Origin of the sequence: Pseudodesulfovibrio indicus (assembly GCF_001563225.1) — a bacterium.
In the GTDB taxonomy this organism is placed as follows: domain Bacteria; phylum Desulfobacterota; class Desulfovibrionia; order Desulfovibrionales; family Desulfovibrionaceae; genus Pseudodesulfovibrio; species Pseudodesulfovibrio indicus.
The window spans coordinates 3,200,044-3,212,957 of sequence record NZ_CP014206.1; the positions used below are offsets into that span (position 1 = coordinate 3,200,044).

Here is a 12,914-nt window from a genome sequence, read left to right on the forward strand (position 1 = left end):
ACGTAATTTTTACAGCACTCTTGACACAGCCGCCCGGCGGCGGTAGTCATGGTGACCACCTGGTCACCACTAACGGAACGAACCACAAAGAGCAACCCCCACAAATGACGCCCTCCCCCAAGACATTCGAGAATCTGCCCGAGGAAAAGCGCAGGCGCGTGCTGGACGAGGCCACGGTCGAGTTCGCGGAGCACGGCTACCACCAGGCGTCCGTGAACCGCATCGTGGACCGCCTGGGCATCGCCAAGGGCTCGCTGTTCAAGTATTTCGGCAACAAGCAGGGATTGTTCGAGCACCTCTTCGGCCGCGCCGTGGCCGGTTTCAAGAAGCCGCTGAAGGAAATCCGGGACACTTCGGGCCTCACCTTTTTCGAGCGCATCGAACGCAGCCTGGTGGCCGGATGCCGGTTCGTGGAGGACCATCCCCAGCTCTACCGCATCTACCTCAAGATGCTGTTCAACGAAAATTTCCCGCTGCGCGAGCGGTTCCTCGGCGAGATTCGGGGCGCGCATGCCAAGTACCTGCGCCGTCTCATCGAGGACGGCATCCAGGCCGGGCAGTTGCCCGCCGATCTCGACACGGACACGGCGGTGTTCACCCTGCACGCGGTCATGGACCGTTTCTTCCAGGACCACGCCGTGCCGCCCCTGGACGGCGAACCGTCCGAACCGGCCGCCCTGCCGGACAAGGCCCGATCCCTGGCCGAGTTCCTGCGCCGCGGGCTGGCCGCCACCCCTTCCCAGGAGTAGCCATGAAACTGTTCAAGAACGACTATTACGCCAATATGGACCTTGCCGACATCCGGGCCAAGGTCGCGGCGGGCGAACGCCTCTCCTTCGAGGACGGCGTGCGCCTCTTCAACTGTCCCGAGCCGCTGGCCGTTGGCGCGCTGGCCCATCAGGTGCGCACCCGGCTGCACGGCGACAAGGCCTTCTACGTCCTCAACCGGCACGTGAACTACACCAACGTCTGCGTCAACGGGTGCGTGTTCTGCGCCTATCAGCGCGAGGAAGGGCAACAGGGCGGGTTCGTGCTCACCGTGGACGACGTGCTGAGCAAGATCGACGCGGCGCCCGTCACCCCGCGCGAGGTCCACATCGTGGGCGGCTGCCATCCCAAGCTCTCCCTGGCCTACTTCGAGGACGTGCTGAACGCGGTCAAGACCCGGTTGCCCGGCGTGGTCCTCAAGTGCTTCACCGCCGTGGAGATCGCCCACTTCGCCCGGCTGGAGAACCTCTCCGCCCGGGAGGTCCTGTCCCGGCTTCAAAAGGCCGGACTGGACATGCTCCCCGGGGCGGGGCCGAGATATTCGCGCCGAAAATCCGCGAGCAGCTCTGCCCGCGCAAGTCCACGGCGGACGAATGGCTGGCCATCCACGAGGAGGCACATGAGCTCGGCATCAAGACCAACTGCACCATGCTCTTCGGCCACATCGAAGCCATCGAGGACCGGGTGGACCACCTGGTGCGGCTGCGCGAGTCCCAGGACCGGGGCGGCGGCTACACCTGCTTCATCCCCCTGCCCTTCCTGACCGAGAACAGCAAGCTCAAGATCGACCGCCCCCTGACCGGGCTGGAAGAGCTGCGGACCATCGCCGTCTCCCGGCTGATGCTCGACAACATCCCGCACATCAAGGCGTATTGGGTCATGCTCGGGGTCAAGCAGGCGCAGGCCGCCCTCAAGTTCGGGGCCGACGACTTCGACGGCACGGTCATCGAGGAAAAGATCGGCCACGAGGCCGGTGCCACCTCGGATCAGGGACTGACCCGCGAGGAACTGACCGACATGATCCGGGGCTGCGGCTGCACCCCCGTGGAGCGCGACGGCTTTTTCAACGAGGTGTAGTGCCTCCGGCGGCCGGGGGAAGGGGGAAGGGAAACCCTTTGTAAAGGGCTTTCCCTTCCCCCTTCCCCCGGACCCCCATCCCCCTTCCCTTCCGAAACTTTTTATCGCCGCTTCGCGGGGTGGGTGAACGGAAGGAATGAGAGAACAGTATGGATAAGATGAAAACGATATTCGAGAAGATTCTGGAAGGCGAACGCATCGGGTTCGATGAGGCCGAGCTGCTTTACGCCGAGGCCGGGTTCCACGACCTGGGAAGACTGGCCCATGCGGTCCGGCTGCGCAAGCACCCCGAGCCGATGGTCACCTACGTTGTGGACCGGAACATCAACTATTCCAACGTCTGCGTCTGCTGCTGCAAGTTCTGCGCGTTCTACCGCGAGCCCGGGGCTGCGGACGGGTACGTCCTGTCCTTCGAGGAGATCGGCCGCAAGATCGACGAGACCCTGGCCCTGGGCGGCACGCAGATACTGATGCAGGGCGGGCACCATCCCGACCTGCCGCTCTCCTGGTACGAGGAAATGCTGCGCTACATCAAGGCCGAGCATCCCGTGCACATCCACGCCTTCTCGCCGCCCGAGGTGGTCTTCTGGGGCGAGAAGGAGAACATTTCCGTGGCCGAGGTCATCCGCCGCTTGCGCGAGGCCGGGCTGGACTCCATTCCCGGCGGCGGCGCCGAGATCCTGGTGGACGAGGTCCGCTCCCGCGTGGCCCCCAACAAATGCCCGTCGGAGCAGTGGCTCGGGGTCATGGAAGAGGCCCACGCCCAGGGGCTGCGGACCACCGCGACCATGATGTTCGGGCACCTCGAGACCCCGGCGCAACGGCTGGAGCATCTCTTCCGGGTGCGCGAGGTCCAGGACCGCACCGGCGGGTTCACCGCCTTCATCCCCTGGACCTTCCAGCCGGACAACACCGCCCTGCCCGGTTGCCGCAAGCTGACCAGCGTGGAGTATCTGCGCACCCTGGCCGTATCCCGGCTGGTGCTCGACAACGTGGACAACATCCAGGTCTCCTGGGTGACCATGGGGCCGAAGATCGCCCAGCTCGCCCTCTATTTCGGCGGCAACGACTTCGGGTCCACCATGATCGAGGAGAACGTGGTCAAGGCCGCAGGCGTGGCCTTCCGGCTGTCACGCGAGGAAATCCACCGGCTGGTCCGAGGGGCCGGGTTCACGCCCCGCCAGCGGACCATGGACTACACCATGGTGGAGGCGCGGTAATGCCCATCCGTCTCGGAAAAATCGGCTACCTCAACGTGCTGCCCATCTACCATCCGCTGGAATCGGGCCTCCTGAAGAACGACTTCGTGGTCACCTCCGGCCCGCCCGCCGCGCTCAACCGGCTCATGGACGCGGGCGAACTGGACCTGTCCGCCGCGTCGAGCGTTGAATACGCGCGGCACCCGGACAAATATTTCCTCATCCCCGACATCGCCATCGGCAGCCGGGGGCCGGTGCAGTCCGTGCTGCTCCTCAGCCGCCGCCCGGTGCAGGAGCTGGACTCCAAGACCATCCTGGTCAGCGCCCAGACCCACACCTCAGCCGCCCTGCTCGGCGTGCTCAAAAAGAAGCTCTGGAAGATATCGACCGGCCTGGTCACGGGCAACGCCACCGCCGCGCTTGAGGCCGGGGAACGCCCGGAGGCGATCCTGTGCATCGGCGACGAGGCCCTGAACCTGCGCTATCACCCGGACTACCCGCACCGCATCGACCTGGGCGAAGCGTGGCGCGAGTTGACCGGCCTGCCGTTCATCTTCGGCGTCTGGCTGGTGAGCCGGGAAAGCTGGGAAAGGGATGGCGAACGGTTGGAAGCCGCCGCCCGCATGCTCGTCGAGGGCAAACGGTGGGGCGAGGAGAACATCCACGAAATCTGCGTCCTGGCCGCCGAGGACAGCTGCCTGAACGACGAGGAGATGTGCTCCTATTTCGATGGGCTGGTCTACGACCTCGGGCCGGAGGAACAGCGGGGGCTGGCAGCATTTTACGACTGCCTGGTGGAAACCGGCGTCCTTGAGCGTGCGCCCGAGCTCCGGTTCCTGCCCCGAATCTGATCCCTACAGGTGGAACTCGACGAAGGCCTTGAGGGCCGGGAACATGTACCTGCCGCCATGGTGGACCAGGTAGAACTCCCTGCGCCCTTCCAGGGCCGGAGCGCGCAGTTGGATCACCTCGCCATTCTCCAGCAGGGGCTGGGCAGCCAGCTTCGAGGTGAAGCAGACGCCCACCCCGCAAGCGGCGTGCGCCAGGCTCTCGCAGGTACCCTCGACCTTGCAGCGGATGTTCAGGTTCTGGAGGGTATGCCCGGTCAGGGCCAGGGCGTTCTCCAGGACCATGCGCGTGGCCGACCCCTTGGTCCGCATGACCCAGGGCAGCCCCATCAGGGTATCCAGGTCATAGGTGGCCATGGTCGGCAGCCACGGGGCCTTGGGGGACGCAACCAGGATGGTCTCGTCCTCGGCCAACAGCTTGGACGTCAGCTCTTCCTCTTCGGGCTTCTTGCCCACGATGCCGACCGGCCAGTCGCCGCAGGCCACTCGCCGAATGACCTCGGCGGAGTCAGCGGTGTGCACGGTGAAGGTAACCTCCGGATATTTCGCGGAAAAGGCCTTCAGCATGCCGGGAAGGATGGAGTGGGAAGGGATGGTGCTGCACCCCACCTGGAGTTCGCCCACCACCCTGTCGCGCAGGACTTCGATGGCCGCCTTGGCCCGGTCCAGGTTGCGGAAGATGCTGACCATGTTTTCGTACAGGACATCACCGGCCTGGGTGGGCATGACCTTGCGGCCCAGCCGGTCGAAGAGCTTGACGCCGAGTTCGTCTTCCAGGTTCGCCACATGCGAGCTGATGGTCGGCTGGGACAGGAACATGGCCTCTCCGGCCTTGGAAAAACTCTGCAGTTCGTAGACCTTGCAAAAGGCCTCAAGCTTCCGGATGTCCATGAAATAAATCCTTCTAATCGATGAAATCTATAGATAAACTCAAAAAAAGGGCAGGCGCTGGGCCTGCCCTTTTTCAATTATTCCTGTTCGGCCTCGGGGGCAGCCGCTTCGGGCTTTTCCTCGACAGGGGCTTCCTTCTTGGGAGCGGCCTTTTTCGGAGCGGCTTTCTTGGCGGGGGCCTTCTTGGGCTCCTCGGCCGGAGCCTCGGGAGCGGCCTCGCCGGCCTTTTTGGTCAGTTCGATGATGACCATGGGAGCGCAGTCGCCCTTGCGGGGCTGGGACAGCTTGACGATGCGGGTGTAACCGCCGGATCCGCCCTCGAAACGGGGACCGATCTCGTCGAAGAGACGCTGAACCATCTGATGGCTGCCGAGGACCTTGAAGGCCTGGCGGCGAGTATGCAGGTCGTTGCGCAGGGCCAGGGTGATGAGCTTGTCGACGATGCGACGAAGTTCCTTGGCCTTGGGCTCGGTGGTCCGGATCTGCTCGTAGGTCAGGAGCGCGCGGGCCATGTTCTTGAACATGGCGGCACGGTGCGTATTGGTCCGATTCAGTTTGCGGCCAGACTTTCTATGCCTCATTTTTCTCTTTCCTCTTCAACCATTCCTGGTATTTCTTGTCAAAATCCTCGATGGACATGCCGAACTTGAGGGTCATGCTGTCCAGAACCCGGCGGATCTCGTCCAGGGACTTGCGGCCGAAGTTCTTGGTCTTGAGCATGGTCTGTTCGGTGCGCTGGACCAGCTCACCCACCAACTGGATGTTGGCGGCCTTCAAGCAGTTGGTGGCGCGAACGGAGAGTTCGAGCTCGTCAATGGACTTGAAGAGGTTCGGGTTCAGATCGATGGAGTCGTCTTCTTCCTCGTGGGTCTCGGAAGAGGACTCGTCGAAGTTGATGAACACCGACAGCTGGTCCTTCAGGATCTTGGCACTGTATGCACAGGCATCCTCGGGAGTGACGGAACCGTCGGTCCACACTTCCAGGATGAGTTTGTCGTAGTTGGTCATCTGGCCGACACGCGCCTGCTCGACGGAGTATGCGACCTTCTTGACGGGGGAGTAGCTGGCGTCGAGGACCATGGAGCCGATTTCGTCGGTGAGCCCTTCGTGCATGTCGGCCGGGACGTAGCCCTTGCCCATGCGGACTTCCAACTCCATCTTCAGAGGGCGATTTTCCGTCAGGGTGGCGATGAGCTGATCCTTGTTCAGAATGGTGACATTCTGGTTTTCCTGGATCATGCCTGCCAAGACCTCGCCCTTCTTGTTGGCTTCGAGGACCAAGCGCTGAGGCTCGTCCGTGGTCATGGCGATGCGAACCTGCTTCAGGTTCAGCACAACCTCGGTCATGTCCTCAAGAACACCAGGCAGCGTGGTGAATTCATGCTGCACTCCCTCGATGGTCGCGGACACGATGGCGCATCCCTGCATGGAGGAGAGGAGAACCCGGCGCATGGCGTTGCCGATGGTGGTGGCATAGCCGCGCTCCAGGGGTTCGCAGATGAATTTACCGTACATCTTGGAGGACTTGGGGTCGCGCACGAGGGCCTCGGGCTTGACCAGTTCGCTCCAATTGCGGGTGTTGATGAGTTTGTCGCCGTTCTCAATAAGCATGTAGTCCCCTATTTACTTGGAGTACAATTCGACAATCAGCTGCTCGTTGATCGGGAACTGGATGTCGTCCCGGCTCGGCATGGCCTTAACCGTGCCCTTGAAGTTGGCGCCGTCGGACTCCAGCCACTCGGGGCAGCCGCGGCGGGCGATGACTTCCTGGGCCTCGTTGATCACGGGGATCTTACGGGCTTCCTCACGGACCTCGATGACGTCCTCGGCCTTGACCTGCATGGACGGGATGTTCACGCGGCGGCCGTTGAGCTTGAAGATGCCGTGACGGACCAGCTGGCGGGCCTGGTCGCGGGAGTTGGCGAAGCCCAGGCGGTAGATGACGTTGTCGAGGCGGCGTTCCAGCAGGAACAGCAGGTTATGACCGGTAACGCCCTTCATGCCGTCGGCACGATGGTAGTACTCGCGGAACTGGCCTTCCAGCACGCCGTACATGCGGCGAACCTTCTGCTTCTCGCGCAGCTGGATGGCGTAGTCGCTCATCTTGTGGCGCATGCGGCCGGAATGTCCCGGGGGGTAGGGGCGCTTCTCGTAGGCGCATTTATCGGTGTAGCAGCGATCGCCCTTCAGGAAGAGTTTCTCTCCCTCGCGGCGGCACAGCTTGCATTTTGCTTCGGTATATCTTGCCACGATAATTCTCCTTAATTAGACCCTGCGGCGTTTGGGCGGCCGGCAACCATTGTGGGGGATCGGGGTGATGTCCCGGATGAAGGTGACCTTAAAACCGGCGTTGTTGATAGCGCGCATGGCGGCTTCACGGCCGGAGCCGGGGCCTTTCACATAGATGCCGACGGTGCGCATGCCGGAATCCTGGGCACGCTTGGCCGCGGCTTCGGCAGCCATCTGGGCCGCGAAAGGAGTGGACTTGCGGGAACCCTTGAAGTGAGCGCCTGCAGAAGCCCAGCTGACGACATTGCCCTTGACGTCGGTGAAGGTCACGATCGTGTTGTTGAACGTGGCCTTGACGTGGGCAATACCGACGGGAATATTCTTTTTCTCTTTTTTCTTCCCAGAGCGACGGGGTTTAGCCATTGCCTTAATCTCCGTTGAATAAAAGTCTTATAAAACGCTCACGCACGCACGGGCACGCAGGCGATAGTCGCAATCGGACTTATTTCTTCTTGCGGCCCATGACCGAACGGCGGGGACCCTTGCGGGTGCGTGCGTTGGTCTTGGACTTCTGTCCGCGAACGGGCAGGCCGCGGCGATGACGCAGGCCACGGTAGCAGCCGATGTCCATCAACCGCTTGATGTTGGTGGTGATCTCACGACGGAGGTCACCTTCAACCTTGTAGTTGTTTTCGATCTCGACGCGAATCTGGTTGACTTCGTCGGCAGTGAGGTCGTCACTGTTGGTCTTCCAATCGATATTGGTCGATTCGAGAATCTGCTTAGCCATGGTCCGGCCGATGCCGTAGATGTACGTCAGCGCGATATCAACGCGCTTGTTCCTCGGCAGATCAACACCAGCAATACGTGCCATAGTTATTACCCTCTATCCTTGGCGCTGTTTGTGCCGGGGGTTCTCGCAGATCACCCGCAGTACGCCGTTGCGCCGAATTACTTTGCACTTGGAACACATTTTCTTAACAGAAGGTCTGACTTTCATGACCATCTCCAATGTCTAAATAACAATAATGCCAATACCCCCCTTCCAGGGGGTGGCCTTTTAAACGAAGCTGTGTTTAATACAGCCTTTTCGAACAAAGAGCAAGCCCGAATTTAAGGGCCCCCGCGGGAGCTATTCGGACAGACTCAATATCCTCGGTCCGTCGGACGTCACGGCGATCGTGTGCTCGAAGTGAGCGGACAGTTTCCCGTCCTTGGTCACCGCCGTCCATTTGTCGTCAAGGACTTCAACCTCGTGGGTCCCAACCGTGACCATCGGCTCAATGGCAAGCACCATTCCGGCTTTGAGAGGAATGCCGGAGATGCCCTTGGGAACGAAGTTGGGGATCTCAGGCTTCTCATGGAGATGACTGCCGATCCCATGTCCGACAAAACGACGGACTATACCGAAACCGAACCCTTCGACGTATGACTGGATTGCCGCGGAAATGTCATACAGGTTGTTGCCGGGCACGGCTTGCTCGATACCCTTATACAGAGACTCGCGGGTTACATCCATGAGTTTTTGGCTCTCGGCGGAAACTTCGCCGACACCAAAGGTGCGGGCGGAATCTCCGTAAAACCCGTTGTACACGACGCCCATGTCGAAGCTGACGATGTCGCCCTCTTCGAGGATGCGCTCCCTGGAGGGAAAGCCGTGCACGATCTCTTCATTCACAGAACAACAGAGGGCATAGGGAAAACCCTGATACCCCAGAAATGCCGGGCGAACTCCGTACTCATCGCACCGGGCCCGGCAAATCTCCTCGAAGAGCATGGTCGGCACGCCGGGTCGGACGTTCTTGCCGAGCTCATCGAGAATTCGAGAAACAATGCGATTGGCCTCACGCATGAGGCCAATCTCTTTATCGTTCTTGAGGAAGACGCCCCTGAATTTCTTCAAGCCTAGCGCCTGCCTTTCAGTTTGTTGCCTTTCCCCATCAATCCCTCGTACTGGCGAGAGATCATGTAGGATTCGATCTGGCCCATGAAGTCCATGGCCACGCCGACCACGATCAGAAGCGAAGTGCCGCCGAAATAGAACGGGACGCCGAACTTGCTGATCAGAATCATGGGCAGCACGCAAACCGCGGAGACATAGAAGGCGCCCCACAGGGTGATGCGGGCCAGGACCTTGTCGATGTACTCGCGGGTGCGGTTGCCGGGACGGATGCCCGGGATGAAGCCGCCCTGCTTCTGGATGTTCTCCGCGATTCCCTTGGGATCAAACATGATCGCCGTATAGAAATAGCAGAAGAAGATGATGATTCCGATGAACAGGATGTTGTACAGAATCGAATCGGGCCGCATGTATGCCGAGAAGTCCTGCAGGTACTTGTTGCTCGAGAACTGAGCAAGGGTTGCAGGGAACATCAGAATGGAGGACGCGAAGATCGGCGGGATAACGCCCGCGGTGTTGATCTTCAGCGGCAGGTGCGTGGTCTGCCCGCCGAACATGCGGCGGCCCATCTGACGCTTGGCATAATGAATCGGGATACGGCGCTGGCCGCGCTCCATGAACACGATGAAGGCCAGGGTGGCGATCATGATGACCAGAAGGAACAGCAGGATGAACAGCGAGATCTCGCCCACGGTCATCAGCTGCAGGGTGTTGACCACCGCGGACGGGAGTCCGGCGATGATGCCTGCGTAGATGATCAGCGAGATGCCGTTTCCGATGCCCTTTTCGGTCATCTGTTCGCCCAGCCACATCAGGAACACGGTCCCCGCGGTCAGGGTGATGATCGTCATCAGCTTGAATCCGATGCCCGAGAACAGAACCATGGGCGCGCCCGTGGGGCTGCTCATGGACTCGAGACCGGTGGCGATGGCGAAACCCTGGACCACGGTGATCAGTACCGTGCCGTATCGGGTGTACTGGGTTATCTTCTTGCGGCCGGCCTCACCCTCCTCCTTCTGCAGCCGTTTCAGCTCGGGGCTGACCACGGTAAGCAGCTGGAGGATGATGGAGGCCGAGATGTACGGCATGATCCCCAGCGCGAAGATGGACATCTTGGAGAGTCCACCGCCGGAGAACATGTCGAACACGCCGAAGAGGGTGTTCTGCGCCTGAGCGAAGAACTCAGAAAGCGCAGCACTATCGACGCCGGGAATAGGGATATGAATGCCCATCCGGTAGACAGCGAGCAGTGCGAATGTCCAGAGCAGCTTTTTCCGCAGCTCCGGCAACCGGGCAATATTGTCAACTCCTGACATCGTCCAAGTACCCTTCCGAATCTAGAGTGAGTTACGCCTCAATGGCCTTGGCGGTACCGCCGGCCTTGGCAATCTTGTCGGCAGCGGACGCGCTGAAGCGGTGGGCTTCAATGGTCACGGCCTTGTCGACTTCACCGGTGCCGAGCACTTTGACCGGAGCGCCGTTGGTCACGACGCCGCGTTCGTACATGTCGGCCAGGGTGATTTCGTCCTTGCCTTCGAACATGGCGATCAGGCGACCCACGTTCACGGCTTCGTATTCTTCACGGAAGGGATTCTTGAATCCGCGCTTGGGCAGACGGCGGGCCAGAGGCATCTGGCCGCCTTCGAACCCGGGACGAACGCCGCCGCCGGAGCGGGAGTTCTGACCCTTGTTGCCGCGTGCGGAGGTCTTGCCATGGCCGGAGCCGGAGCCGCGACCTACGCGCTTGCGATTCTTATATTCCTCCGGGAAGGCGTACAGTTCATGAAGTCTCATGATTCGGTAACCTCCACGAGATGTCTGACCTTGTAGATCATGCCACGGATGACGGGAGTGTCAGCGTGCTCTTTGACCTGATTGATCTTGCGCAGTCCCAGGGCTTCCAGGGTCTTCACCTGGTCGGGCTTGCACGCGATCTTGCTTTTGATCTGCTTGATTTTAATCACGGCGGTATCCTTCTACTTTCTGGGAGTGGAGACCGACACGCCGCGCAGGGCGGAAACCTGCTCGGCGCTGCGCAGGGACTCCAGTCCGGCCATGGTGGCCCGCAGCACGTTGTGCGGGTTGTTGGTGCCAATGGCCTTGGTCAGGATGTCATGGACGCCGACGGCTTCCATGATCGCGCGGACGGGACCGCCGGCGATGATGCCGGTACCGCGGCTGGCGGGCTTCAGCATAACGCGGCCCGCGCCGTAACGTCCCAGGACCTCATACGGCAGGGTGCCGTCCAGAAGAGGAACATTGATCATGTTCTTCTTGGCGCGCTCGGACGCCTTGCGGATGGCTTCGGGCACTTCGTTGGCCTTGCCCAGTCCGTATCCTACTCCACCTTCACCGTCACCGACGACCACCAGGCAGCTGAAGCTGAAACGGCGGCCACCCTTGACAACCTTGGCGACGCGATTGAGGTAGACGATTTTTTCAATCAATCCACTTTCATTCTGTTCCATTTTTCTTTCCTGGCTGACTAGAATTTCAGCCCGCCTTCGCGGGCGCCGTCGGCAAGGGCTTTAATCTTGCCGTGATAGATATATCCGTTCCGGTCGAAGACGCAGGTCTCGATTTTCTGCGCCAGGGCGGCTTCGGCGATAGCCTTGCCGACCTTGGCAGCGGAGTCCTTGTTGGCCTTCAGGGCCTCGCCGCCCTTGTTCAGCACCTGGGTGCTGGCGGAAGCGAGGGTGACGCCGTTCACGTCGTCGACCAACTGCGCATAGAGATGCACGTTGGACCGGTAGACGACAAGACGGGGCCGGGCTTCGGTACCGGAGATCTTCTTCCTGATGCGAGGCTTGCGACGAAGCCTCTGCTCGTTCTTGCTTATGCTCATGACTATTACCCCTACTTGGAACCGGACTTACCGGCCTTGCGGCGGATGATCTCGTCAATGTACTTGATGCCCTTGCCCTTGTAAGGCTCGGGCGGGCGCACACGACGGATCTGGGCCGCAACTTCACCGACAAGCTGCTTGTCGGTGCCCTCGATGATCAGCTTAGAGCCTTCCACCTTGGCTTCGAGGCCGGCGGGCAGATCGAACTCGACCGGGTGGGAATACCCGACGTTGAGCACGACTTTCTTGCCCTGCACGGACACCTTGTAACCAACGCCGATGACTTCCAGGGTCTTTGCAAAGCCCTTGGTCACGCCGTCCACGCAGTTGGCGAGCAGGGTCCGACGAAGACCGTGCTGGCCGCGGGAACGGCGGGAATCATCAACGCGGGTAACGTACACCTTGCCATCCTCAACCTTATACTCCACGGCCGGATCGACCGGAGTCGTCAGGGAACCCTTGGGACCCTTGACCTGGATTTCAGAGGCTCCGACAGACACCTCGACACCGGCAGGGATGTCGATGGGATTCTTTCCTATACGAGACATAACGGAACCTCTTTACCAGATTTCGCAGAGCAGCTCGCCGCCGACGTTGGCCTCTTTGGCCTTGGCGCCTTCAAGCAACCCCTTGGAGGTGGACACGATACAAATACCGATGCCGTTCTGGACTCGGGGGATATCAGAAGCACCTACGTACACGCGGCGACCGGGCTTGCTGACCTTCTTCAGGCCAGTGATGAGCGGTTTGCCTTCGGCGTACTTGAGGGTAATACTGATGTCCCTGTCCTCGACAGCGTAGTCGGTAATATAACCTTCTTCCTTCAGAATACCCGCGATCGCCGATTTCATCTTGGAAACCGGAACGACGACGCCGGTGTGATAGGCGCCGTACGCATTCCGGATGCGGGTCAACATGTCGGCTACAGGATCAACAACAGCCATTTCATTTTCTCCTTAATTACCAGCTCGCCTTGCGGACGCCGGGCAGTTCGCCGGCGAGAGCCTTGTTGCGGAAGCAGATACGGCAAATTCCGTACCGCCTCAGAAAAGCCCGAGGACGGCCACAAATCGGGCACCGATTGTAGGCGCGAACCTTGAACTTGGGTTTGCGAGTTGCCTTAACGCGAATGCTAGTCTTGGCCACTTTCCGTCCTC

Annotated in this window: 19 protein-coding genes and 1 pseudogene; 4 read left to right on the top strand and 16 right to left on the bottom strand. The window is 60.7% G+C overall.

Annotation, left to right across the window (positions count from 1 at the left end; genetic code table 11):
• Positions 1 to 104 precede the first annotated feature (104 nt).
• The 4 genes and pseudogenes from AWY79_RS14515 to AWY79_RS14530 all read left to right on the top strand — a co-directional run bounded on the left by AWY79_RS14515 (position 105) and on the right by AWY79_RS14530 (position 3,895).
• Positions 105 to 749 carry a TetR/AcrR family transcriptional regulator gene (locus tag AWY79_RS14515; protein WP_066805495.1) on the top strand — a complete coding sequence of 215 codons (645 nt, stop codon included), beginning with the start codon at positions 105 to 107 and terminating at the stop codon, positions 747 to 749.
• 2 nt (positions 750 to 751) lie between these two features.
• Positions 752 to 1,845, top strand: a pseudogene (gene mqnE, locus AWY79_RS14520) (aminofutalosine synthase MqnE).
• A 149-nt stretch (positions 1,846 to 1,994) separates the two neighbouring features.
• Positions 1,995 to 3,065, top strand: coding sequence for a cyclic dehypoxanthinyl futalosine synthase (gene mqnC / locus AWY79_RS14525; RefSeq protein WP_066805498.1), 1,071 nt, complete (start codon positions 1,995 to 1,997; stop codon positions 3,063 to 3,065).
• The gene (locus tag AWY79_RS14530; protein ID WP_066805501.1) at positions 3,065 to 3,895 is read left to right on the top strand and encodes a menaquinone biosynthetic enzyme MqnA/MqnD family protein; all 831 of its coding nucleotides are present in this window, start codon (positions 3,065 to 3,067) and stop codon (positions 3,893 to 3,895) included. The genes mqnC and AWY79_RS14530 overlap by 1 nt, the downstream gene beginning before the upstream one ends.
• 3 nt (positions 3,896 to 3,898) lie before the next feature.
• Here AWY79_RS14530 and AWY79_RS14535 read toward each other — a convergent pair whose 3' ends face one another.
• The 16 genes from AWY79_RS14535 to AWY79_RS18415 form a co-directional block, all read right to left on the bottom strand.
• Complete coding sequence (locus AWY79_RS14535; RefSeq protein WP_066805504.1) at positions 3,899 to 4,783, bottom strand: selenium metabolism-associated LysR family transcriptional regulator; 885 nt, start codon at positions 4,781 to 4,783, stop codon at positions 3,899 to 3,901.
• 77 nt (positions 4,784 to 4,860) lie between these two features.
• Positions 4,861 to 5,364, bottom strand: coding sequence for a 50S ribosomal protein L17 (gene rplQ / locus AWY79_RS14540; RefSeq protein ID WP_066805506.1), 504 nt, complete (start codon positions 5,362 to 5,364; stop codon positions 4,861 to 4,863).
• Positions 5,354 to 6,394, bottom strand: coding sequence for a DNA-directed RNA polymerase subunit alpha (locus AWY79_RS14545; RefSeq protein WP_066805508.1), 1,041 nt, complete (start codon positions 6,392 to 6,394; stop codon positions 5,354 to 5,356). Before AWY79_RS14545 ends, rplQ begins: the two co-directional genes overlap by 11 nt.
• Before the next feature lie 12 nt (positions 6,395 to 6,406).
• On the bottom strand, positions 6,407 to 7,033 hold the full coding sequence (rpsD, locus tag AWY79_RS14550) for a 30S ribosomal protein S4 (protein ID WP_066805511.1): 627 nt from the start codon (positions 7,031 to 7,033) through the stop codon (positions 6,407 to 6,409).
• 15 nt (positions 7,034 to 7,048) lie between these two features.
• Positions 7,049 to 7,435 carry a 30S ribosomal protein S11 gene (gene rpsK, locus AWY79_RS14555; protein WP_066805513.1) on the bottom strand — a complete coding sequence of 129 codons (387 nt, stop codon included), beginning with the start codon at positions 7,433 to 7,435 and terminating at the stop codon, positions 7,049 to 7,051.
• A gap of 79 nt (positions 7,436 to 7,514) precedes the next feature.
• Entirely contained in the window at positions 7,515 to 7,886 is a 372-nt protein-coding gene (gene rpsM / locus AWY79_RS14560; RefSeq protein ID WP_066805516.1) for a 30S ribosomal protein S13, read from the bottom strand.
• Positions 7,887 to 7,898: 12 nt separating this feature from the next.
• Positions 7,899 to 8,012: a 50S ribosomal protein L36 gene (gene rpmJ, locus AWY79_RS18410; protein WP_014324049.1), complete on the bottom strand. Its 114-nt coding sequence runs from the start codon at positions 8,010 to 8,012 to the stop codon at positions 7,899 to 7,901.
• Between the two features lie 132 nt (positions 8,013 to 8,144).
• On the bottom strand, positions 8,145 to 8,915 hold the full coding sequence (gene map, locus AWY79_RS14565) for a type I methionyl aminopeptidase (RefSeq protein WP_066805518.1): 771 nt from the start codon (positions 8,913 to 8,915) through the stop codon (positions 8,145 to 8,147).
• A 2-nt stretch (positions 8,916 to 8,917) separates the two neighbouring features.
• On the bottom strand, positions 8,918 to 10,228 hold the full coding sequence (gene secY / locus AWY79_RS14570) for a preprotein translocase subunit SecY (protein WP_066805520.1): 1,311 nt from the start codon (positions 10,226 to 10,228) through the stop codon (positions 8,918 to 8,920).
• A gap of 31 nt (positions 10,229 to 10,259) precedes the next feature.
• Positions 10,260 to 10,706: a 50S ribosomal protein L15 gene (gene rplO / locus AWY79_RS14575; RefSeq protein WP_066805522.1), complete on the bottom strand. Its 447-nt coding sequence runs from the start codon at positions 10,704 to 10,706 to the stop codon at positions 10,260 to 10,262.
• Entirely contained in the window at positions 10,703 to 10,876 is a 174-nt protein-coding gene (gene rpmD, locus AWY79_RS14580; RefSeq protein WP_066805525.1) for a 50S ribosomal protein L30, read from the bottom strand. The genes rplO and rpmD overlap by 4 nt, the downstream gene beginning before the upstream one ends.
• Positions 10,877 to 10,888: 12 nt before the next feature.
• A complete protein-coding gene (gene rpsE / locus AWY79_RS14585; RefSeq protein WP_066805528.1) occupies positions 10,889 to 11,380 on the bottom strand; it encodes a 30S ribosomal protein S5 in 492 nt (163 codons plus the stop codon).
• A gap of 17 nt (positions 11,381 to 11,397) precedes the next feature.
• Complete coding sequence (gene rplR / locus AWY79_RS14590) at positions 11,398 to 11,757, bottom strand: 50S ribosomal protein L18 (RefSeq protein WP_066805530.1); 360 nt, start codon at positions 11,755 to 11,757, stop codon at positions 11,398 to 11,400.
• An 11-nt stretch (positions 11,758 to 11,768) separates the two neighbouring features.
• Complete coding sequence (gene rplF, locus AWY79_RS14595; RefSeq protein ID WP_066805532.1) at positions 11,769 to 12,305, bottom strand: 50S ribosomal protein L6; 537 nt, start codon at positions 12,303 to 12,305, stop codon at positions 11,769 to 11,771.
• A 12-nt stretch (positions 12,306 to 12,317) separates the two neighbouring features.
• Positions 12,318 to 12,701 (bottom strand): 30S ribosomal protein S8, encoded by a 384-nt coding sequence (rpsH, locus tag AWY79_RS14600; protein WP_066805533.1) that lies wholly within the window; start codon positions 12,699 to 12,701, stop codon positions 12,318 to 12,320.
• A gap of 16 nt (positions 12,702 to 12,717) precedes the next feature.
• Complete coding sequence (locus AWY79_RS18415; RefSeq protein ID WP_078063797.1) at positions 12,718 to 12,903, bottom strand: type Z 30S ribosomal protein S14; 186 nt, start codon at positions 12,901 to 12,903, stop codon at positions 12,718 to 12,720.
• Between the last annotated feature and the right edge of the window lie 11 nt (positions 12,904 to 12,914).